Origin of the sequence: Micromonospora sp. CB01531, from assembly GCF_001905095.1 — a bacterium.
Taxonomy (GTDB): Bacteria; Actinomycetota; Actinomycetes; order Mycobacteriales; family Micromonosporaceae; genus Micromonospora.
Genome location: NZ_LWLS01000056.1, coordinates 15,550 through 37,929, shown reverse-complemented (window position 1 = coordinate 37,929; position 22,380 = coordinate 15,550). Strand labels below are relative to the sequence as shown.

13 protein-coding genes and 1 pseudogene are annotated in these 22,380 nt (G+C 70.5%); 8 read left to right on the top strand and 6 right to left on the bottom strand.

The features are described from left to right. Positions 1-24 precede the first annotated feature (24 nt). The 3 genes from A6A27_RS08455 (at position 25) to A6A27_RS08445 (ending at position 8,160) form a co-directional block, all read left to right on the top strand. A complete protein-coding gene (locus A6A27_RS08455) occupies positions 25-1,200 on the top strand; it encodes a substrate-binding domain-containing protein (RefSeq protein ID WP_073833986.1) in 1,176 nt (391 codons plus the stop codon). Then, positions 1,197-2,048: a sugar phosphate isomerase/epimerase family protein gene (locus A6A27_RS08450; protein ID WP_241825155.1), complete on the top strand. Its 852-nt coding sequence runs from the start codon at positions 1,197-1,199 to the stop codon at positions 2,046-2,048. The genes A6A27_RS08455 and A6A27_RS08450 overlap by 4 nt, the downstream gene beginning before the upstream one ends. Before the next feature lie 100 nt (positions 2,049-2,148). Further along, a complete protein-coding gene (locus A6A27_RS08445; RefSeq protein ID WP_083672499.1) occupies positions 2,149-8,160 on the top strand; it encodes a ThuA domain-containing protein in 6,012 nt (2,003 codons plus the stop codon). An 80-nt stretch (positions 8,161-8,240) separates the two neighbouring features. On the opposite strand, the gene A6A27_RS08440 is transcribed toward A6A27_RS08445, so the two are convergent. Both A6A27_RS08440 and A6A27_RS08435 read right to left on the bottom strand, forming a co-directional pair. Continuing rightward, positions 8,241-8,600 carry a VOC family protein gene (locus A6A27_RS08440; RefSeq protein ID WP_073833984.1) on the bottom strand — a complete coding sequence of 120 codons (360 nt, stop codon included), beginning with the start codon at positions 8,598-8,600 and terminating at the stop codon, positions 8,241-8,243. A 63-nt stretch (positions 8,601-8,663) separates the two neighbouring features. Then, positions 8,664-9,698, bottom strand: coding sequence for a sigma-70 family RNA polymerase sigma factor (locus A6A27_RS08435; protein ID WP_241825154.1), 1,035 nt, complete (start codon positions 9,696-9,698; stop codon positions 8,664-8,666). A gap of 117 nt (positions 9,699-9,815) precedes the next feature. Here A6A27_RS08435 and A6A27_RS08430 point away from each other — a divergent pair, with 117 nt between their 5' ends. The 4 genes from A6A27_RS08430 (at position 9,816) to A6A27_RS08415 (ending at position 14,537) form a co-directional block, all read left to right on the top strand. After that, on the top strand, positions 9,816-10,436 hold the full coding sequence (locus A6A27_RS08430; protein ID WP_073833982.1) for a maleylpyruvate isomerase family mycothiol-dependent enzyme: 621 nt from the start codon (positions 9,816-9,818) through the stop codon (positions 10,434-10,436). Between the two features lie 110 nt (positions 10,437-10,546). Next, the gene (locus tag A6A27_RS08425; protein ID WP_241825153.1) at positions 10,547-11,665 is read left to right on the top strand and encodes an SPFH domain-containing protein; all 1,119 of its coding nucleotides are present in this window, start codon (positions 10,547-10,549) and stop codon (positions 11,663-11,665) included. 49 nt (positions 11,666-11,714) lie between these two features. Continuing rightward, complete coding sequence (locus tag A6A27_RS08420; RefSeq protein ID WP_073833980.1) at positions 11,715-12,809, top strand: hypothetical protein; 1,095 nt, start codon at positions 11,715-11,717, stop codon at positions 12,807-12,809. A gap of 180 nt (positions 12,810-12,989) precedes the next feature. Beyond that, complete coding sequence (locus tag A6A27_RS08415; RefSeq protein ID WP_073833979.1) at positions 12,990-14,537, top strand: alkaline phosphatase D family protein; 1,548 nt, start codon at positions 12,990-12,992, stop codon at positions 14,535-14,537. Between the two features lie 94 nt (positions 14,538-14,631). On the opposite strand, the gene katG is transcribed toward A6A27_RS08415, so the two are convergent. From katG to A6A27_RS08395, 4 genes and pseudogenes are all read right to left on the bottom strand, one after another. Further along, a complete protein-coding gene (gene katG, locus A6A27_RS08410; protein WP_073833978.1) occupies positions 14,632-16,827 on the bottom strand; it encodes a catalase/peroxidase HPI in 2,196 nt (731 codons plus the stop codon). Positions 16,828-16,917: 90 nt separating this feature from the next. Next, positions 16,918-17,112 (bottom strand): annotated as a pseudogene (locus A6A27_RS08405) (transcriptional repressor); the annotation flags it as partial. Positions 17,113-17,215: 103 nt separating this feature from the next. Then, positions 17,216-18,721, bottom strand: coding sequence for a sugar ABC transporter ATP-binding protein (locus A6A27_RS08400; RefSeq protein ID WP_241825152.1), 1,506 nt, complete (start codon positions 18,719-18,721; stop codon positions 17,216-17,218). Between the two features lie 73 nt (positions 18,722-18,794). Next, a complete protein-coding gene (locus tag A6A27_RS08395) occupies positions 18,795-19,631 on the bottom strand; it encodes a DeoR/GlpR family DNA-binding transcription regulator (protein WP_073833977.1) in 837 nt (278 codons plus the stop codon). Positions 19,632-19,889: 258 nt separating this feature from the next. Between A6A27_RS08395 and A6A27_RS08390 the strand changes: the two genes are divergently transcribed. Then, positions 19,890-22,376, top strand: a complete 2,487-nt coding sequence (locus A6A27_RS08390; RefSeq protein WP_073833976.1) for a LamG-like jellyroll fold domain-containing protein — start codon at positions 19,890-19,892, stop codon at positions 22,374-22,376. Positions 22,377-22,380: the final 4 nt, after the last annotated feature.

Sequence of the window (22,380 nt, the reverse complement as noted above, 5' to 3'; positions counted from 1 at the left end):
AGGTTAGTAAGGAGATCGACGATAATGACCAAGAAATGGGCCACGGTGGTCGTGGCGGGCGCACTGGCGCTCGCCGGATGCTCGAGCGACCTGCCCGACGACACGGCCACTGCCGGCGGATCACCCAGTTCCGACGCGAACAAGTCGAAGTTCTTCGACCAGGCGGAGTACGACCGCCAGTTGGCGTTCCGCGGCGCCACGCCGCAGGGCCCGGACGGCAAGCCGTGGGAGCAGATGCTCGAGCCGGAAATGGTGGACACCGCAAAGTTCGCCAAGCCCGGCGGGAAATACACCCTCTGCTTCTCCAACGCCGCGGTGAACAACCCCTGGCGACAGGTGGGCTTCAAGACCATGCAGCAGGAGGTGAAGCAGCACCCGGAGATCACCACGTTCACCGTGCTGGATGCGGAGGCCAAGGACGACAAGCAGATCAGCGACATCCAGTCGCTGTCCGGCAAGAACTGCTCCGCGATCATCATCTCGCCGAACACCACCGCCACACTGACGCCGGCGGTGGAGCAGGCGTGCCAGACCGGCGTGCCGGTGATCGTGTTCGACCGGGGCGTCAACACCAGCTGCCCGGTCACCTTCATCCACCCCATCGGCGGCTTCGCCTTCGGTGCGGACGGCGCGGAGTTCCTGAAGGAGAAGGTCAAGCCGGGCGGCAAGGTTCTCGCTCTGCGCATCCTGCCCGGTGTGGACGTGCTCGAGCAGCGCTGGGCGGCCGCCAACGAGATCTTCGGCGGCAGCGAGCTGAAGGTGGTCGGTGTGGAGTTCACCGACGGCGACGCGGCGAAGACCAAGAGCATCGTGGCCGACTACATCCAGCGCGAGGGCCGGATCGACGGCGTGTGGATGGATGCCGGCGCGACCGCCGTCGCCGCGGCCGAGGCCTTCCAGGACGCCGGGGTCGACGTCCCGGCCATCGTCGGCGAGGACCAGCAGGACTTCCTGCGGCTGTGGGTCGACGAGGGCCTCACTGCGGTCGCGCCGACCTATCCGACCTACCAGTGGCGCACGCCGATCATCGCCGCGCTGAAGATCCTCAAGGGCGAGCAGGTGCCGAAGGAGTGGGTGCTGCCGCAGCCGCGGATCACCGGCGACAACGTCAAGGACTACGTGAAGCAGGACATGCCGCCACTGCACTACGCAATGTGCGGCTGCGAGGGCATGCCGGGCTACCCGGGGCCGTGGCGGTGATCGGTCATCCGCTCGGGGTCAACACCTGGGTGTGGGCCTCGCCGCTGACCGACGCGACCTTGGCCGCCCTCGCGGCCAGGGTCGCGGGGTGGGGCTTCGACGTGCTCGAGCTTCCGGTGGAGAACCCGGACGACTGGGAGCCGGGGCGGGCTGCCCAGGTGCTCGCCGACCACGGCCTGGGCGCCACCGTGTGCCTCGTGATGCCCCCTGGTCGTGAGCTGGTCGCGGCGGACCCGGCCACCATCCGGTCCACACAGGATTACCTGTTCCGCGTGGTCGACGCCGCCGCGACCGTCGGCTCGCCGGTGATCGCCGGACCGGCATACGCCTCGGTCGGCCGGACCTGGCGGCTGTCACCGGCCGAGCGGGCCGCGGCGTACGCGCAACTTCGGGAGAGCCTCGCCCCCGTCGTCGAGTACGCGGGCGCGGCCGGCGTCACGGTGGCCGTCGAGCCGCTCAACCGCTACGAGACGAGCCTGCTCAACACCGTCGGCCAGACCCTCGAGGCGATCGGCGACCTGCCGCACTGCGGCGTCGCGCTCGACCTCTACCACCAGAACATCGAGGAGACGAACATCCCGGCGGCCATCCGCTCGGCCGCCGGCCGGGTGGCACACGTCCAGGTGTGCGGCAACGACCGCGGCACGCCCGGCGCCGATCACCTGGACTGGCCGGCGATCCTCGCCTCGATCGACGCGGCGGGCTACGGCGGCCCCCTGTGCATCGAGTCGTTCACTGCGGAGAACGCGACGATCGCGACCGCCGCCTCCATCTGGCGCCCGCTCGCCGCGAGCCAGGACGCGATCGCCATCGACGGCCTGAAGTTCCTGCGGGCGGTGATGCCCTAGCACCGACGGCCAGCTCCACCCCCACTCCGACGGCGCCGGCACGCCGCACGGTCATGACCACACCAGTAGTTCCTCGCGTCCCAGAGAGGTACCGCATCTCATGAACGTGACCTGGCGTCCCCGGTGGGGACGACTGTTAGCGATACCCGTCGTCGGCGCGCTCGCGCTGTCCATGATCAGCCCAGCGCCGGCGGTCGCCCACCCGGGCGACCATGGCCAAGCGCACGTGCTGATCTTCACCAAGACCACTCAGTTCCGGCACACCGAGGCGATCGAGCAGGGCGTTCCCGTGCTGCAGGCCGCCTTCGCCAACGCCGGGATCACCTCGCAGCACACCGAGGACTCGTCGATTTTCAACGACGAGGACCTCGCGCACTTCGACGCCCTGGTGATGTTCCAGGCTTCCGGCGACCCGTGGACCGCCGACCAGAAGGCGGCGATGGAGCGCTACATGAAGGCCGGGCACGGCATCGTCGCCATCCACAACGCCACCGACATGCGCGGGAACTACGCGTGGTGGGACAACATGATCGGCTCGCTGATGCCCGGCCACGCCGCCACCGGCACCAGCCCCGGCCTGCCCGGCACTGTCCGCGTCGAGGACCACAGCCACCCGTCGACCGCGCACCTGCCGCAGCGGTGGGAGCGCGCCGACGAGTGGTACAACTACGCGCTCAACGTCCGCGGCAACGCGCACGTACTCGCCACGATGGACGAGACGACGTACAACCCGGGCAACAACGCCATGGGCTACGACCACCCGATCTCGTGGTGCAAGCCGTACGACGGCGGCCGTGCCTGGATGACCGGCATGGGCCACTTCGGCGCGCACTACACCGGCGAGCCGGGGCTGGTGCAGCACATCGTCGGCGGCGTGAAGTGGGCGGCCGGCATGGTCGAGGGCGACTGCGGCGGCACGGTGTGGGACCAGTTCGAACGGGTCCCGCTGGACCAGAACACCAGCGCCCCGTTCGCCATGGACGTCGCACCGGACGGCCGGGTGTTCTTCACCGAGCTGGTACGCGGCCAGATCCGGGTGTACGACCCGCGGACGAAGACCACCTCCACCGCGATCACGATCCCCGTGTACTCCGGCGGTGAGGACGGCCTGCTCGGCATCGCGCTCGATCCGAAGTTCGCCCAGAACGGCTACCTCTACATCTACTACGCGCCGGCGAGCACGAACGACAGCGACCCGGCGAACTTCGTCAGCCGCCTGTCCCGGCTCACCGTCGGGCCGGGCTCGCAGATCGACCGGGCCACGGAGAAGGTCCTGCTCGAGGTGCCGGCGCGCCGGCTCCCGGACGAGCCCGGGCACACCGGCGGCGGCCTCGCGTTCGGCCCGGACGGAAACCTCTACCTGAGCGTCGGCGACGACGTGAACCCGCACTCCGAGCCGTCCGGCGGCTACGCGCCGCTGTCCGAGCGGGACGGCACGTTCCACGACGCGCGGGCGACCTCGGCCAACACCAACGACCTGCGCGGCAAGCTGCTGCGGATCCGCCCCGAGGCGGACGGCAGCTACTCCATTCCCGCAGGCAACATGTTCCCGCCGGGCACGGCGAAGACCCGGCCGGAGATCTACGCGATGGGCTTCCGCAACCCGTTCCGGTTCTCGATCGACCCGCAGACCGGGGCCATCGGGCTGGCGGACTACTCGCCGGACAACAGCAACGACAACCCGGACCGCGGACCCGCCGGCATCGCCGAGTGGAACCTCATCACCGAGCCCGGCTTCTACGGCTGGCCGCTGTGCATGGGCAACAACGAGCCGTTCCGGGACGTGGACTACCGGACGAACCCGGTGACGGTCGGGGCGTACTTCGACTGCGCCCGCCCGATCAACGACTCGGTGCGCAACACCGGCCTGACCGAGCTGCCGCCCGCCAAGCCGGCCAAGATGTGGTACGGCTACAAGCGTTCCTCGGTGCCGTCGGTCATCCCGCAGGGTGGCGGCCTGGCTCCGATGGGCGGCCCGTTCTACAAGTACGACCCGAACCTGCAGTCCGACACCAAGTTCCCGGCGTCCTACGACGGCAAGCCGTTCTTCTACGAGTGGTCGCGGAACAAGATGTACTCGATCATCCCGAACGGGCAAGGCGGGGTCGAGAAGGTCAACCCGTTCCTGCCGCAGCAGCAGTTCCTCGCCCCGATCGACTCCAAGTTCGGTCCCGATGGCTCGATGTACGTGCTGGACTGGGGCGGCGGCTTCGGCCGCGACAACCCGAACTCGGGGCTGTACCGGGTCGACTACATCTCCGGCTCGCGCTCGCCGACGGCGAAGATCAGCGCCTCGCCCGACTCCGGCCAGGCGCCGCTGCAGGTCCGCTTCGACGGCTCGGGCAGCACCGACCCGGAGAACGAGCAGCTGCGCTACGAGTGGGACTTCACCGGTGACGGCTCCGCCGACTCCACCGAGCCGAAGCCGACCTTCACCTACACCGCGAACGGCGTCTACAACGCCCGCCTCACGGTGACCGACCCGGCCGGCAAGACCGGGACGACGACGGTGCCGATCACGGTCGGCAACACCCGGCCGAAGGTGAAGTTCAACCAGCCGCCCAACGGCGCGTTCTTCGACTTCGGCGACGAGGTGAGCTGGGACCTGTCGGTCAGCGACGCCGAGGACACCCAGATCGACGACGCCGACGTGGTGATCCAGCCGGCGATGGGCCACGACGAGCACGCGCACCCGGCCGAACCGTTGCACGGGCGTACCGGCAAGGTGGTCGCCGACCTCGGCGGCGGACACGGCGAGGACATGAACGTCTTCTACGCGATCGACGGCCGCTACGCCGACTCCGGTGGCGCGGGTGGCATCCCGAGCCTGACCGGTTCGGACACCACCCTGATGTTCCCGAAGCAGCGGGAGGCGGAGTTCTTCGACAACTCGTCGAACGTGACGGTCGGCTCGTCGCGGGACGTCGAGGGCCACGGGAACTCCATCGCCGGCCAGAACGGCGCCTGGGCGTCGTACGACCCGGTCAACCTGCACAACGTCGACCGGTTGATCCTGCGGGCGTCGGCCGCCAGTGCGGGCAGGATCGAGCTCCGGCGGGGCGCGCCGGACGGCGCGCTGCTGGGCACCGCGCAGGTGCCGGCGACCAGCGGCGGCGGCTACGTGGACGTCCCGGTCGAGGTGCCCGACCCCGGCGAGACGTTCACCCTGTACGCGGTGTTCCCGGGTGCCGGTGAGCGGCGCCTGAACTTCATCGAGGCCGACGGCAAGGGCGTCTCGCCGACGAGCAAGCCGAAGGTCGCGGTGACCTCCCCGACGCCGACCGACGAGCTGGAGCCGGGCGAGATCCAGGTGACCGCAGCCGCGAGCGACGCGGAGAACACGATCACCAAGGTCGAGTTCTTCGTCGACGGCACGTCGATCGGCGTCGACACCACGGCGCCGTACTCGATGAAGTGGAACGCGTCCACCCAGAAGCGCTACCAGCTGACCGCGGTCGCGACCAACAACAAGGGCTACCACGCCAAGTCCCGCGTCGTGCAGGTCGAGGTCGGTGACCTCTACGGAGCCTGGCAGACCTACAGCAACACCACCGCCGCGTTCGACCGGCCGGACCAGGACACCTGGATCATCAACGCCGGCGGCGAGAACATGTGGCAGGGCACCGACCAGTACGGCTCGGTGTATCTGCCGGCGGCGGCCGGCAACACCTGGACCGCCACGGTGAAGATCGAGAGCCAGACGAACACGAATAACTCCGCCAAGGCCGGCCTGATCGTCCGGAACGACGTCACCCAGCCCGGCAGGTCGCCCGGGTACGCGGCGATGACGATGCGGGCGGGCCTCGGGTTCGAGTGGCTGCGCGACACCGACGGCAACGGCCAGCTCGACGCCAGTACCGGCGCCAGCAACACCAGCTACCCGTCCTGGGTGCGGATCGTGCGCGACGGCGGGAAGTACTACGGGTACTGGAGCAAGGACGGGAAGTCGTTCACCCTGGTCGGCGACCCGGTGACGCTGCCCGGCGCGGCCAGCCCGCAGGACATCGGCCTCGCGGTCACCGCGCACAACACGTCGGCCACCAGCGAAGTGAAGTTCACGGGCTTCACCCTGGTCGACAAGGCCATCCACCCGGCACCGCCGGAGACCACTCCGGGCTGCGCGATCCGCGGCTCGGACACCTTCGACGGTGACACGCTGAACACCAACCGGTGGACCACCGTGCGCAACGCCCCGAACCTGCCGGTGCGGGTCACCAACGGCGGGCTGGTGCTGCCGGTCACCAACGGCGACATCAACGAGGCGAACACCGGACCGATCAGCTACGCCGGCCAGCGCGCCAAGGTCGGACCGTGGACGATCACCACGAAGGTGACCATCCCGCACGACCGCGAGTGGCAGCACGCCGGCCTGCTCATGCACGGCACCGACAACGACTATGTCAAACTGGCGTTCACCCGCTCCTCGTCCGGCGGTCGGATCATGGAGTTCCAGACCGAGGCCGGCGGGACGCGGACCTGGCACGCCAACGTGGGTCTGCCGGCGGACTTCCCGGCCACCGCGCACCTGCGACTGGTCAGCGACGGTCAGAAGCTGACCGCGGCGTACTCCGCCGACGGTCAGAGCTGGACGGCGCTCGCCGGCTCCGCGACCGTCATCCCGAACGCGACCGTCGGCCCCATGGCCGCCGGGGACACCGGGGCGGCACGGGTCAACGCGGTGTTCGACCACTTCACCATCACGCCGGACGGCACGGACGACGGGGTCCGCGCGCCCAGCGACGAGTTCGACGGCAGCACGCTCGACGGCTGCCGGTGGAACTCGGTGGTGCGGTACGACTCGACCAAGGCCGCGGTGAGCGGCGGTGCGCTGCGCATCGAGACCCAGCCGGGCGACATCAACGGCACCAACAACGACTCGCCGCGGAACTTCATCCTGCAGAAGATCCCCGCGGACGTCGCCGCCGGTAACTGGACGATCGAGACCAGGCTGACGCCGACGATGCTGCACAAGTGGCAGCTGGCCGGCTTCCTGGTCTACAACAACGACGACAACTACGTGAAGTTCGACGTGGTGGCGAACAACAACGCCGGAACGCCGACGAACCTGCGCGCCGAGCTCGTCTCGGAACGCAACGCGCAGTTCGGCAACGGCGGCAACCGGTCGATCGACATCGCCGACTCGTCCGAGAGCGGCTGGTACTACCTGCGGCTGAGCCGGAGTGGGAACACCTACTCGGCCCAGATCAGCGACGGCGGGGTCAACTGGACCTCCCTCGGCCAGCCGGTCACCAACGACGCCGTGATGACCTCGTTCGGTCTGATGGCGCTCGGTCCGGAGCAGGCGCAGCCGGTCACGGTCGGCTTCGACTACTTCCGGATTCTCGACACGACGGCGCCGAGCCTGACCGTGGCGGTCGACCCGGCGCAGCCGAACGGCAAGCGCGGTTGGTACACCTCGCCGGTGACGGTCACCGCCTCGGCGAGCGATGACCGCGGCGGGCCGGTACGCATCGAGTTCGTCGAGGGCGACGGCGCCTGGACCGAGTACCGCGAGCCGATCAAGGTGACCGAGGACGGCCGGTGGGAGCTGCGGCTCCGGGCGATCGACGAGGCCGGCAACATCTCCGCGCTGAAGGCGGTGTCCCTGGCCGTGGACACCACGGACCCGGTCGTGACCGTCGACGGCGTGGCGAACGGCGGCAAGTACGACCTCGGCAGGTCACTGCCGATCGCCGCCACGGCCCGCGACGCCGCGTCGGGCGTCGACTCGGTGGCCCTCCGCCTGGACGGGGTGGCGATCGAGAGCGGCGCGGGTGTCCAGCCCACGGCCGGCGGCCACGAACTGACCGTCGTGGCGACCGACCTGGCCGGCAACACCACGGAGGTGACCGTCTCGTTCGAGATCGTCGCCACCTACGACAACGCCCAGGCGCTGGTGCGGCGATACCAGGCGGACGGCCTGATCAGCGAGGATCTGGCCGACCACCTGTTCGGCCAGCTCCAGGCGGCCAAGAGCACGGCGGCGGCGGGCCAGAAGGACCCGGCCAAGGCCGCGCTGGACCGGTTCGCGGCGGCGGCCAGGACCGCCACCGACGAGTCGGCCCGCACGCAACTGCTCGCGGCCGGCGCCTACCTGAAGGCCCGTCTGTGAGGAGATGACGGCGAGCCGGTGCCGGCCGGCTCCCCGACCGGTGCCGGAGCACGCCACGCGTGCTCCGGCACCTGGTCTTCTCAGATCACCTGGGTCAGGTTGATCAGGTTGCCGTCAGGGTCGTGCACATGCGCCACCCGCTGGCCCCACGGCATGTCGTTGGGTGGGCCGAGCACCCGCCCGCCGGCTGCCACCACCTCGTCCAGCAGCGCGTCCACGTCCTCGACGTCCACGCTGAGCAGGATCCGCGGCGGCGTGGACAGGTCGGTGTCGGGTTGGCTGACCAGGCCGACCTCCGAGTCGCCCAGCATGAGGCCGACGAAGAACGGCGGGCCGTCAGCTGGGAACCGTCGCACCTGCACGGCGTTGAACAAGCGTGCGTAGAACGCCTGCAGGCGGCCCAGGTCGGGCGTGCTGATGACGGGCTGGACCGTTGTCATTGATTGCGCCTCCGATCGGCGTGGCTGTCACCCACCGGGGAATACGTACCGGAGCCGTCGGACTCATCGGTGCGCCGCGCGGCGGCTCGCGAACGGCCCGGCGACCCGTGGCGGGCCGGCCGGCAAGGCCCCGACCGGCTGCCAAGGCTCGGCCGGCGGGCCGAACAGTTGGACCAGCCGGCCGGGGTCGAGGTAGGTGGTGCTGCCGGTGACCAGACCCTGCCACACGTCGAGGACGACCAGCCCGAACGGCACGTGCACGCCGTCCTGATCCGGCCGGGTCTGCCAGTACGCCGGCGATCCGTTCGCCGCCACCGGCACCAGCCGGGCTCCTTCGCACGTTCCCGGTGCCAGCAGAGCCTGTCGGATCTCCGTCCGGCCGCGGATCCACCAGCGGAACGGTGGCATCGACATGGTGGCGTCCTCGTGCAGCAGCGCCACCAGCGCGGTCACGTCGTGTCGCTCGAACGCGTCGCAGTATCGGGCGAGCAGGTCGCGTTGGGCCCGGTCGTCCGGCCGCAGTGGCTCGCCCGGCGTCACCCCGGCGGCCTTGAGCGTCGTTCTGGCTCGTTGCAGGGCGCTGGTCACCGCCGCCACCGTGGTGTCCAGCAGATCCGCGACCTCCTCGGCCCGCCAGCACAGCACGTCGCGCAGGATCAGCACGGCCCGCTGGCGGGGCGGCAGATGCTGGAGGACGGCGACGAACGCCAGCCGGATCGTTTCCCGGCGCACGGCCTGTTCCTCCGGGCCGCCGTCCGCCGGCAGCACCAGATCATCCGGCACGGGCTGCACCCAGGCTCGTTCGGTGGCCGGCGCGCCGATCTCCGCACCAGCCCTCGACGGGCCGCTGAGATCCATCGCGAGGGCACGGCGCCGCGCGCCGCGCAGCATGTCGACACAGACGTTCGTCGCGATGCGGTACAGCCAGGTCCGCAGCGAGGCCCGCCGTTCGTCGTACCGGTCGAGCGACCGCCAGCCGCGCAGCAGGGTTTCCTGCACCGCGTCCTCGGCTTCGAACCCGGACCCGAGCATCCGGTAGCAGTAGCCGGTCAGCTCCACCCGGTACGGCTCCAGCCGGTCCACCGTCGTGTCCACCACGCCCCCGACCATACGGAAACCGGCCGACGTACGGCGGCAGCGATGAGTTCGGAACGCCTCCGTCGTATCCCCTGGTGCGGATCCGGACGGGTCCGCGCAATGGACGGGAGACGGACGATGGAAGATCGGCTCCGAGCCGCGGTGGCGGCGGAACGGCGCGAGTTGGCGGACCTGCTCGCCGCCCTGCCGGCGGAGCGATGGGATTCGCTCACCCTGTGTGACGGCTGGCGGGTGCGGGAGGTCGTCGCGCACATTACGATGCCGTTCCGGACCTCCCTCCGGCGGATCCTCATCGACCTGATGAAGGCGCGCGGCAGCTTTGATCGGATGGCCGACCGCGCCGCCCGCCGCGACGCGGCAGGCATGCCGACCGAGCGGCTGATCGCGGCGCTGCGGGACAACATCGACCACCCCTGGACGCCGCCCGGCGGCGGGGTCGCCGGAGCGCTGTCGCACGACGTCATCCACGGCCTCGACATCACCGTGGGCCTCGGGCTGCCTCGCAGCATCCCGCCGGACCGGGTGGCGCTGGTGCTGGCCGGCATGCGGCCACGGAACGTCACGTACTTCGGTACCGACCTCACCGGGGTCAGCCTGCAGGCGACCGACCTCGACTGGGCGTACGGATCAGGAGCACCCCTGCGTGGACTCGCTCAGGACCTGCTGCTCGTGATCTGCGGTCGCCGCCTACCCCCGGGGCATCTCGACGGTGAGCCCGCGGCACGGTTCTCTCGGTGATCGGGGGGAGGGGGACCGGCGCGGCGGCCGCGGGTGGCGGGCACTTGTTATCGTCGCCGCGACGCCGATGACCTCGGCAGCGACAGGGGGAGGGGGCCGCGGTGGGCCTGATGGACAAGCTCCGGGGCGAGTTCGTCGACATCGTGGAATGGCTGGACGACAGCCGGGACACGATCGTCTGGCGCTTTCCCCGTTACCAGAACGAGATCAAGATGGGCGCCCAGCTGGTCGTCCGGGAGTCCCAGACGGCGGTGTTCGTCAACGAGGGGCAGATCGCCGACGCGTTCCCACCCGGCGGGTACACGCTGGAGACCCGGAACCTGCCCATCCTGTCCACCCTCAAGGGCTGGAAGTACGGCTTCAACTCGCCGTTCAAGGCCGAGGTGTACTTCGTCAACACCCGGCAGTTCACCGACATGAAGTGGGGCACCCAGAACCCGGTGATCCTGCGGGACGCCGAGTTCGGTGTGGTCCGGCTGCGGGCGTTCGGCGCGTACGCGGCGCGGGTGGTGGACGCACAGCAGCTCCTGCGGGAGCTGGTCGGCACGGATCCGCAGTTCCGCACCGAGGAGGTGCAGGAGTACCTGCGCCAGCTCATCGTGGGGCGGCTCGGCGGCGCGCTGGCCACGGCGGGGGTGCCGCTGCTGGACCTGGCGGCGCACCAGGACGCGATCGGCCGGCGGCTGGCCGCCGTGCTGACCGAGGAACTGGCCGAGGTCGGCATCGCCATCCCCAAGTTCGTCATCGAGAACGTCTCCGTGCCGCCGGAGGTCGAGCGGGCGCTGGACAAGCGGACCGGCATGGGCGCGGTCGGGGACCTGGACCGGTTCACCCGCTACCAGGCGGCCACCGCGCTGGAGGACGCGGCGAAGAACCCGGGCGGTGGCGCCGGGGCCGGCCTCGGGCTGGGCCTGGGCATGGCGGTGGGGCAGCAGGTGGCCAGGTCCATGTCAGGCGGCGCGGGGACGCAGCCGGCGCCGGTGCCCGCGCCGCCGGGCGGCGCCGAGCCGCCGCCGCTGCCGAACCAGACGCAGTGGTACATCGGCGTCGCCGGGCAGCGACAGGGCCCGTTCGACCTCGGTGGGCTGGCCGAGCAGGTGGGCGCGGGCACGCTGGGCCCGGACACGCTGGTCTGGCGGGCCGGCATGGCGCAGTGGCAGCCGGCGGGGCAGCTGCCGGAGCTCGCGTCGGTGCTGGCCAGCGTCCCACCGCCGCTGCCGCCGCAGTGAGCGCGGTATCGGAGGGGGTCGCGATGAGCGAGCGTCAGCGAGTGCCGGCATGAGCGACACGGCCGTCTCCCCGCCGTCGTACCAGTGCGGCGGCTGCGGTGCCCGGGTGGAGTACGCGCCGGGCACGGCGGTGCTGCGCTGCCCGTACTGCGGGCACCGGCAGCAGATCGCCGGTGCCGGCCGGGAGGTTCGCGAGCACGCGTACGCGGAGCTGGCAACCCTGCCGCGCAAGCCGGCGGCCAGCGTGGGCGCGTACACGTTCGTCTGCCCGGGTTGCGGCGCCCGGACCGAGAGCGACGCGCTCGCCCAGCGCTGCCAGTTCTGCGTCACGCCGCTGGTGGTGGACGCCGCGGCGGTCGAGCTGATCGCGCCGGAGGCGGTGCTGCCGTTCGCGGTGGACCAGGCGGGTGTGCGCGCCGCCCTGGGCCAGTGGTGCCGCAGCCGGTGGTTCGCGCCGAACAGCCTGAAGAAGGTCAGCGAGGCGGAGACGCTCAAGGGCACCTACCTGCCGCACTGGACGTTCGACGCGCGGACCGTCTCGGACTACCGGGGCCAGCGCGGCGAGTACTACTACGTCACCGAGACGTACACGGTGACGGTGGACGGCAGGCAGGAGACGCGCACCCGGCAGGTGCGGCACACCCGGTGGTATCCGGCGAGCGGCATCGTCCGCCGGGACTTCGACGACGTGCTGGTGCCTGCCACGACCCACCTGCCGGAGAAGCAGCTGGACGAGCTGACCCCGTGGCCGCTGGCCGAGGCGGTCGCCTACCACGGGGACTACCTGGCCGGGTATCACGCGCTGCGGTACGACACCGAGCCCGAGGCGGGGCTGGCGGCGGCGAAGGCCCGGATGGCGCCGGTCATCGAGCGGGACTGCCGGTCGGACATCGGCGGCGACGAGCAGCGGGTCACCTCCGTGCGCACCAGCTACTCGGCCGTCACGTACAAGCTGCTCCTACTGCCGTTGTGGATCGCCGCGTACCTGCACGCCGGCCGGTCGTACCAGGTCCTGGTCAACGCCCGGACCGGCGAGGTCATCGGCGAGCGTCCGTACAGCGCCGCCAAGATCACCGCCGCGGTGCTGGCCGCGCTGGCGCTGGTCGCGGCGATCGTGGTGGCGTACCTGATGACCCGCCAGTAGTGGTCGCTGCGGAGTCCGGTACACAGATCGCCACGGCCTGCCCGGCTCGACGCTGGCCTGCGATACGAGGCGTCTGATGTCCACGGAGGCGTCCGGCCGCGGCCTTCGTAAGGCCATTCGCCGGCAATGTCGGTCCCAAGAATCGGTGGTGATCATCTACCACCTCTGGAGGGACGTCGAATGCCTCAACTCCACCGGCGTGCATTCCTCGGGCTGGCCGGCGCGGCCGGAGCGGGTGCCGCCGCCGCCATCGCCGGCTTCTCCGCAGCACCGGCGTGGGCCGACCCCACCTTCGCCGACAACCCGTTCACCCTGGGCGTCGCCTCTGGCGACCCGTATCCCGACGGCGTCGTCCTGTGGACCCGCCTGGCACCGGACCCGCTCGCCGTCGACGGGATGGGCGGAATGCCGCCGCGGGTCGTCCCGGTGGCCTGGCAGATCGCCGAGGACGAGCACTTCCGGCAGGTGGTCCGCGCCGGCGCGGAGCGGGCCACGCCGGAGCTTGGTCACTCGGTACACGCCGAGGTGACCGGACTGCGCCCCGACCGCGAGTACTACTACCAGTTCCGGGTGGGCACGCACCTCAGCCCCGTCGGGCGGACCCGGACGGCACCCGCGTACGACGCGGACCGGCGGCGTCTCGCCTTCGGCTTCGTGTCCTGCCAGAACCTGCCCGCAGGGCACTTCACCGCCTATCGGCACCTGGCGGAGGAGGACCTGGACCTGGTCCTGCACCTGGGCGACTACATCTACGAGGGCCCGGGCGCCGGCTCGATCGGTCGCCCGCACCTGCCCGCCACCGAGATCTTCTCGCTCAGCGACTACCGGATCCGGCACGCCCAGTACAAGACGGACCCGGACCTTCAGCTCGCGCACGCCCGGTTCCCGTGGGCGGTCACGTGGGATGACCACGAGGTGGAGAACAACTACGCCGACGGGACCTCCGAGGATCCGAAGCAGTCGCAGGAGAGCTTCCGCCAGCGCCGGGCGCTTGCCTACCAGGCGTACTACGAGCACATGCCGCTGCGCCGGCTCAGCATCCCGCAGGGACCGGACATGCGGTTGTACCGGCGGCTCCGTTACGGCAACCTCGCCGAGTTCAACATCCTCGACGGCCGGCAGTACCGCTCGGACCAGGTGCCGGCCGGGATGGACGACCCGTCGCGGACAATGCTCGGCAGCGCCCAGGAGCAGTGGCTGCTCGACGGCCTGGCCGACTCGACCGCCCGGTGGAACGTGCTGGGCAACCAGACTGTGATCGCCCAGGCCGACCGGGACCCCGGTCCCGGCAAGCGGCTGTCGGACGACAACTGGAACGGCTACGCGGCGGCCCGGCAGCGCATCTTCGACGGGGTGGTCGAGCGTGGCGTGGAGAACATGGTGGTGGTCACCGGCGACGCGCACTGCAGCATGGTCGCCGACCTGAAGCAGAACTTCGACGACCAGTCGTCCCGTACAGTCGGCGTCGAGTTCCTCGGCACCTCGATCACCTCCGGCGGCAACGGCGCGGAGATGGACGCCCGGGGTACCGAATGGCTGGCCAGTAACCCGCACATGCGGTTCTACAACGGCCGGCGAGGGTACGTCCGCTGCCAGCTCGACGAGCAGCAGTGGCGCACCGACTACCGCGTCCTGCCGTACGTCACCGAGCCCGGAGCCCCGGTGTCCACCAGGGCCAGCTTCGTGGTGGAGAGCGGCCGGCCGGGCGCCCAGGTGGACGTCGCCTGACGAGCTCCGACGCCGCCCCGGGCCGCGCGAGCGCCGTGCTGCCTCGACGGCGACGGGCCCCGGTCACCGTTCTCGGCGACCGGGGCCCGTCGGGTCAGGCGAGGTCGTACCGGTCCAGGTTCATGACCTTGACCCACGCCGTGACGAAGTCCTGGACGAACTTCTCCTGCGCGTCGCGGCTGCCGTAGACCTCGGCGATCGCTCGGAGCTGGGAGTTCGAGCCGAAGACGAGGTCAACCGCGGTGGCGGTCCATTTGACCTCGCCCGTGGCGCGATCCCGGCCCTCGAACACGTTCTCGGTCGAGGTGGCAGCCGTCCACTCCGTGCCGATGTCGAGCAGGTTCACGAAGAAGTCAATCGTCAACGCCTCGGGCCGGTCGGTGAGCACGCCGTGTCGTGCGTTCCCGGTGTTGGCCTGCAGGGCCCGCATGCCGCCGAGCAGGACCGTCATCTCGGGAGCGGTCAGCGTCAGCAGGTTGGCCCGGTCCAGCAGCAGCGTCTCCGGCGGCAACTTCTGTCCGGCTCGCAGGTAGTTGCGGAATCCGTCCGCCCTCGGCTCGAGCACGGCGAACGACGCCACGTCGGTCTGCTCCTGCGAGGCGTCCGTACGGCCCGGCCGGAACGGCACGGTGATCTCGTGGCCGGCGTTCCTCGCCGCCTGCTCGACCGACGCGCATCCGCCGAGGACGATCAGGTCGGCAAGCGACACCTTCGTGCCGCCGGACTGGGTGTTGTTGAACTCCTGCTGGATCTGCTCCAGGGCCCGCAGCACCGTGGCCAGTTCGGCCGGGTTGTTGACCTCCCAGTTCCGCTGCGGCTCGAGGCGGATCCGGGCCCCGTTTGCGCCGCCACGCATGTCGGTGCCGCGGAAGCTCGCCGCCGACGCCCAGGCGGCGCGGACCAGTTGAGCGATGGACAGTCCGGATTCCAGGATCATGCCCTTGAGGGCGGCGATGTGCTCAGCCCCGATGAGCTGGTGGTCGACCGCGGGGACGGGATCCTGCCACAGTTGCGGCTCGGGAACCCACGGGCCCAGGTAGCGCGAGACGGGTCCCATGTCGCGGTGCAGCAACTTGTACCACGCCTTGGCGAACGCGTCCGCGAGCTGATCCGGGTTCTCCAGGAAACGCCGCGAGATCGGCTCGTAGATCGGGTCCACGCGCAGCGCGAGGTCGGTCGTCGCCATCATCGGGGCGTGCCTGACCGCCGGGTCGTGCGCGTCGGGCACGGCGTCGGCTCCGGCGCCGCCCTTCGGCTTCCACTGCTTCGCGCCGGCCGGGCTCTCGGTCACCTCCCACTCGTAACCGAAGAGGGTCTCGAAGAAGCTGTTGTCCCACGTGATCGGGGTGGGCGTCCACGCACCCTCGAGCCCGCTGGTGATCGTGTCCCGGCCCTTGCCGCTACCGAAGGTGTTCTTCCAGCCAAGGCCCTGGCCCTCGACGGGAGCGCCCTCGGGCTCCGGGCCGACGTATTCGGCGGAGGCGGCACCATGGGTCTTGCCAAACGTGTGGCCGCCGGCGATCAGCGCCACCGTCTCCTCGTCGTTCATGGCCATGCGGCGGAAGGTCTCGCGGATGTCGCGGGCAGCGGCCAGCGGATCCGGGTTGCCGTTGGGGCCCTCCGGATTCACGTAGATGAGCCCCATCTGCACGGCGCCGAGCGGGCCGGCGAGCTCCCGGTCACCGCTGTAACGCTCGTCCCCGAGCCAGGTGTCCTCCGGCCCCCAGAAGATCTCCTCGGGCTCCCAGACGTCCTCCCGCCCGAAGCCGAAGCCGAAGGTCCTGAAGCCCATCGACTCCAAGGCGACGTTGCCGGTGAAGACCAGGAGGTCGGCCCACGAGATCTTCCGCCCGTACTTCTGCTTGACCGGCCACAGCAGCCGGCGGGCCTTGTCGAGGTTCGCGTTGTCGGGCCAGCTGTTGAGCGGAGCGAATCGCTGGGCACCGTCGCCGGCACCGCCACGGCCGTCCTCGATGCGGTACGTGCCGGCGGCGTGCCAGCTCATCCGGATGAAGAGCGGTCCGTAGTGGCCGTAGTCGGCCGGCCACCGGTCCTGCGACGCCGTCATCACGTCGAGGACGTCCTGCTTGAGTTCGTCCACGTTGAGGGTCTTGAACTCCTCGGCGTAGTCGAATCCCGCGCCCATCGGATTGGCTCGCGGCGAGTGCTGGTGCAGAACCTGCAGGTTCAGCTGATTCGGCCACCAGTCCTGGTTGGTCCGGGGCCGGTGCGGGGTCGGAGTGGGGGATGGGATTACCGGGTTTTCACTCTCGCTGCCGCGCTCAGACACGTCGCTCCTTCTCCTGTCGTGATTCTCGTTCGTTCAACTGTTGGCGATTGCCGCGAGACGCTCGCGGCAAACGTCCCAGTGGATGACGTCGGTCAGCGCGCGCAGCACGTCATACCCGGCCTGGTGGGACACCTCGGGCAGTTCGCTACGCACGGCACCGAAGATCGAGACGGTGTCGGCGTGCGGATGCGCGTGCGCCGCGGCCAGCACCGCCCGCCGCGGACGGGTCACGCGGAGCGCGGCACCGTGCAGCCTGCGCTCGAAGTCCGAGGGTCGTGACCACAGTGCGCAGTATGCTCCATTTTATTCTTGAATGCACCAAATACGGCGGCGCACGGCGGGAGCCTGAGCCGGCCCGGCTGATCCAGGTGCGGCGGCGTCGCGGTGGTCAACTCGCCGCGAGCAACGCCATGATGTTCTTCTCGGTGACGCTGGGGCCGGTCAGCTGCCCCGCGACGGCGCCGTCGCGCAGCACCAGGACGCGGTCGCAGGATCCGACGAGTTCCTCCAGATCGGAGGAGATCAACATGACTGCCAGCCCGTCCACCGCGAGATCGTCGATGAGGGCCTGCACCTCGGACTTGGTGCCGATGTCGATGCCGCGGGTGGGCTCGTCGAGCATCAGCACCCGCGGGTGAGTGGCGAGCCAGCGGGCCAGCAGCACCTTCTGCTGGTTGCCGCCGGAGAGTTCCCCGACCGGTTGGTGCGGGCCGGTTGCCTTGATCCGGAGCCGGCGCACGAAGGTCTCGACGATCCGGTCGAGGCGGGCCTCGGAGACGATGCCGGCGCGGGAGAGCCGGGGGAGCGCGGCGAGCGCGATGTTGTCGCGCACCGACAGCGAGGCGATGATGCCCTCGGTCGTACGGTTCTGTGGCAGCAGTCCCACGCCGGCCCGGACGGCGCCGGCAATCGAGCGCCGGCGCAGGCGGGCACCGGAGACGATCACCTGCCCGGCGTCCAGCGGCATGGCGCCGGCGATCGCCTTCGCCGTCTCGCTCCGGCCTGCACCCAACAGCCCGCTGAGGCCGACGACCTCGCCCGGCCGGAGGTTGATCGACACGCCGCCGAGAACGTGGCGGCGGGTGAGTCCGGTGGCCTGCAGGATCGGTGGGTCGGCGGGCTCTGCGGCCACACCTCCGAGGGCCCGCGTCCCGAGCGCCACCCGCCGGCCGAGCATCAGCGACACGAGCCGCATCCGGTCGAGGCCGGCGAGCGGACCCGTGTGCACCAGCCGGCCGTCGCGCAGCACGGTGGCCCGGTCGCAGATCCGCTCGATCTCGGCGAGGCGGTGACTGACGTAGACGATCGACCGGCCCTGCGCCCGCAGCGCGTCGAGCATGGCGAGCAGTCGTTCGACCTGATCGTCGTCCAGGCCGGCCGTAGGCTCGTCGAGGACGATCACCGAGGTGCCGATGGCGACCGCGCGGGCCACCGCGACCAACTGCTGGATCCCGGCGTCGAACGACTCGACGGGCTGGCGTACGTCGATCCGTAGGCCGAAGTCGGCCATCATGTCGCTCGCCCGGGTGTTCATCGCCGCGACGTTGATGAGGCCGAGCCGGTGGCGCGGTTCGCGGCCCAGGAACAGGTTGCGGGCGACGCTCATCTGGGGAACGAGGTTGGCCTCCTGGTGGACGGCGCCAATCCCGGCGCGCTCGGCGTCGCGCGACGAGGAGAACCCCACCGGCGTGCCGTGCAGCCGCAGCACGCCCGCGTCCGGCCGGTCGATGCCGCAGAGCACCTTGACCAGCGTCGACTTGCCGGCGCCGTTCTCGCCGAGGATGGCGTGCACCTCGCCGTGTCCGAGGGTGAAGGAGACGTGGTCGAGCGCGCGGGTGCCGGGGAAGTTCCGGACCACGCCGGCGGCTTCGATCACGGTGCTGCTGCCTACCACGGTGCCTCCTCGCAGCGGCCGGCGAGCCGGCTGAGGCGAATGATCGCGCACGGCGGGTGGAAAGGTAAAGACGTCAGGGCCGGGCGACGTGCAGCCGGACGGCCCGGTTGGCCAGTTCGTCGAGCACGTCGCGGGGGGCGGCGTCGTCGGTCACGAGGTGGTCGATCTCGTCAGTGGGGATGGTCTGCACCATGGTGTCGACTCCGATCTTGGTGTGGTCGGCGAGTACGACGATCTCCTCGGCCGCCGCGGCGAGCGCCCGGTCGACGCTGGCGACCTGCATGTTCGGCGTGGAGACGCCGCGTTCGGCGGTGAGGCCGTTGCCCGAGATGAAGGCCCGGCGGACCCGCAGACCCGCGAGCGAGCGTTCGGCGGCGCTGCCGACCAGCGCGAGGATGGCGCCGCGCAGCGTACCGCCGGTGAGGACGACCTCGACCCGCGGCGCGTTGGCGAGCGCCTGGGCGACCAGCAGCGAGTTGGTCACGACGGCGAGTTCGGCATACCGAGTGAGCTGTTGGGCGAAGAGTTGGGTGGTGGTACCGGCGCCGATGACGATGGCGTCGCCGTCCTCGACGAGCGATGCCGCGAGCTCGGCGATGGCGGCCTTCTCGGCGGCGGCGACCTGCGCCTTCTGGGCGTACGTGGGTTCCCGGGACAACGCGCCGGGCAGGGTGGCCAGCGCGCCGGGCAGGGTGGCGCCGCCGTGATGGCGGTTGAGCAGCCCGTCGGCCTCCAGGATCCGCAGGTCACGTCGGACGGTGACCTCGGAGGACTGCACGGCCTGGGCGATGTCCCGCAGCGAGACCGCGCCGTTGGCGTGCATCAGTTCGAGGATGCGTTGCCGGCGCTCGGCGGCGAACATGGTCCGCCGGCCCTCGGTCGCCGTCCGGGAGTCGTCGCCAGGTGCCACGTTGTCCTCTCTTCGTGAACGGGTCGGTCTGGTTCTGATCGTACTCTGCAGCCCCGGGGCCCTGGTGAGAGCGCTCCCGGATCGTTTCTGATCGGATCTGATCGAATCCTATTGACTTGGGATCGTGACGATGATTGATTGTTTCCCAACGATTTCAGGCAGGTCTACACCCGGCCCGGCCGGCTCAGCTCCGGCCCGCTGCCCGGGCGCTCCGGCCTGCCCTCGCACGCCACGCTCGTGAGAAAGGGGCCCTGAACGATGAGAAGAGCAGCCACCGTGCTGATCGCCGTGGCCTGCGTGCTCGGCGGCGTGCCAGCGGTCGCGCGCGCCGAGGCGACCTGGCATCCGGGCACACCACCGATCGCCACGCCGTGGACCGGCCAGGTGTCGCCGGACAACGCGCTTCCCGACTACCCCCGTCCGCAGTTGGTCCGTAAGAGGTGGGAGAGCCTCAACGGGGTCTGGCAGTTCGCGGGGGCGCAGGAAGGCGAAGCTCCGCCGATCGGCGAGCAGCTCAGCGAGCGGGTGCTCGTGCCGTACCCGATCGAGTCGGCGCTGTCCGGCATCCAGCGGCACGAGGACCGGATGTGGTACCGGCGCACGTTCGGCGTGCCGGCGAACTGGCGGATCGGCGGCGACGAGCGGCTGCGGCTCAACTTCGGCGCCGTCGACTACGACGCCACGGTCTGGGTCAACGGCGTGAAGGTCGCCACCCATCGCGGCGGCTACGACGGCTTCAGCGTCGATGTCACCGACGCCCTGCACGGCCGGGGAGCCCAGGAGTTGGTGGTCGGCGTCGAGGACCGCACCGACCAGACCTGGCAGCCGGTCGGCAAGCAGCGCAACCGGCCCGACCGCGGCATCTTCTACACCTCGTCGTCCGGCATCTGGCAGAGCGTGTGGATGGAGCCGGTGTCGGCGAGCCACGTCGAGCGGCTGCGGATGACCCCGGACGTCGACGACGCCAGCCTCCGGCTCACCGCGCAGGTCGCCGGCGGCAGCGGGCGCACGGTCGAGGCCGTCGCCTACGCCGGCAACAAGGTCGTCGGCCGCGCGTCCGGGCCGGCCGGCGCCGAGCTGCGCGTCCCGGTGCCGAACCCGCAGCTGTGGTCGCCCGACTCGCCGTACCTCTACGACCTGCGGGTGCGGGTGCTGGACGGCCGGAAGGAGGCCGATCGGGTCGAGTCCTACTTCGGCATGCGCGAGGTGAGCAAGGTCAAGGGCGCCGACGGCAAGCTGCATCTGGCCCTCAACGGCAAGATCCTGTTCAACATGTCCACCCTGGACCAAGGCTTCTGGCCGGACGGCATCTACACGGCGCCGACGGACGAGGCGCTGCGCTTCGACATCGCCGAGACCAAGCGGCTCGGCTTCAACACGATCCGCAAGCACATCAAGGTGGAGCCGGACCGCTGGTACTACTGGGCCGACCGGCTGGGCCTCATGGTGTGGCAGGACATGCCGGCCATGCGTACCGGGGGGATCCCGCCGGTTGACGCGCAGCAGGAGTTCGAGCGGCAGCTGAAGGAGATCGTCGTCGAGCACCAGAGCTGGACCTCGATCACGGTCTGGGTACCGTTCAACGAGGGCTGGGGCGAGTGGGACCGCGCGGCGACCGGGCGGATCGCCGACGAGCTGCGGGCCCAGGACCCGAGCCGGATGGTCAACGCGCACAGTGGCGTGAACTGCTGCGACTCCAAGGGTGATTCGGGGCGCGGCGACATCATCGACTTCCACCAGTACGTCGGACCAGCCTCGCCAGTGCCCGGCGGGGACCGGGTCGCCGTGGACGGCGAGCACGGCGGCTTCGGTCTGAAGGTCGATGGCCACATGTGGTTCGGCGACGGCCACGCCTATGAGATGACACCGGACAGCGCCACTCTCACCCGACGCTACGTCGAGAACCAACGTGACCTGCTGACCGTGGCCAACCGGTGCGGGCTCTCCGGCGCCGTCTACACCCAGACCACCGACGTGGAGCACGAGGTCAACGGCTTCTACACCTATGACCGCCAGGTCCAGAAGATGGACTTCGACCGCGTCCGGGACGTCAACCGGGCCATCGTCCGCTCGGCCGACGGCACCGGCGCGAACGCCCCGCAGTTGCCGCCGGGCACGCCCGGGCTGACCGGGGTGGGCTGGTGGCCGCTGGACGAGGGCGCCGGCACGGTGACCGACGACAAGGCCGGCAACCACGACGGGACGTTGGTGAACGGCGCGACCTGGACCACCGGCCACTCCGGCGCCGCGGTGCAGCTCAACGGCGTGAACCAGTACGTCGACACGGGCGCCGCGATTCTCGACACCACCGGCAACTACTCCGCGTCGGCGTGGGTCAAGCTGGACAGCCGCGGCGGGTTCGCCACCGCGGTCAGCCAGGACGGCGGCAGCCACAGCGCCTTCTTCCTGCAGTACTCAGGCGCGGACAACCGGTTCGCGTTCAGCTTCGCCGGGGTCCGGGCGCTCGCTCCGGCCGCACCCGAGACCGGCCGCTGGTACCACCTGGTCGGGGTGCGGGATGCCGCCGCCGGCACGTTGACGCTCTACGTCGACGGTCAGCAGGCTGGCACGGCCAGCTCCTGCCTGGGCGAGGCGTCCAACGGACCGACCGTCATCGGGCGGGCCAGGTTCAACGGCGGCCCGGTCGACTACTGGCGCGGCGCGATCGACCAGGTGCGGATCTACGACCGCGCGCTGTCCGCCACCGAGGTCGGTCAGCTGTACGTCTCCGGAGGCCTGCGGTGAGGCG

Coding starts and splice junctions, on each gene's coding strand:
- A6A27_RS08455 (WP_073833986.1), top strand. CDS start 25: ATGACCAAGAAATGGGCCACGGTGGTCGTGGCGGGCGCACTGGCGCTC.
- A6A27_RS08440 (WP_073833984.1), bottom strand. CDS start 8,600: ATGACAACGGTCCAGCCCGTCATCAGCACGCCCGACCTGGGCCGCCTG.
- A6A27_RS08425 (WP_241825153.1), top strand. CDS start 10,547: ATGGACAAGCTCCGGGGCGAGTTCGTCGACATCGTGGAATGGCTGGAC.
- A6A27_RS08390 (WP_073833976.1), top strand. CDS start 19,890: ATGAGAAGAGCAGCCACCGTGCTGATCGCCGTGGCCTGCGTGCTCGGC.
- A6A27_RS08445 (WP_083672499.1), top strand. CDS start 2,149: ATGAACGTGACCTGGCGTCCCCGGTGGGGACGACTGTTAGCGATACCC.
- A6A27_RS08415 (WP_073833979.1), top strand. CDS start 12,990: ATGCCTCAACTCCACCGGCGTGCATTCCTCGGGCTGGCCGGCGCGGCC.
- A6A27_RS08430 (WP_073833982.1), top strand. CDS start 9,816: ATGGAAGATCGGCTCCGAGCCGCGGTGGCGGCGGAACGGCGCGAGTTG.
- A6A27_RS08420 (WP_073833980.1), top strand. CDS start 11,715: ATGAGCGACACGGCCGTCTCCCCGCCGTCGTACCAGTGCGGCGGCTGC.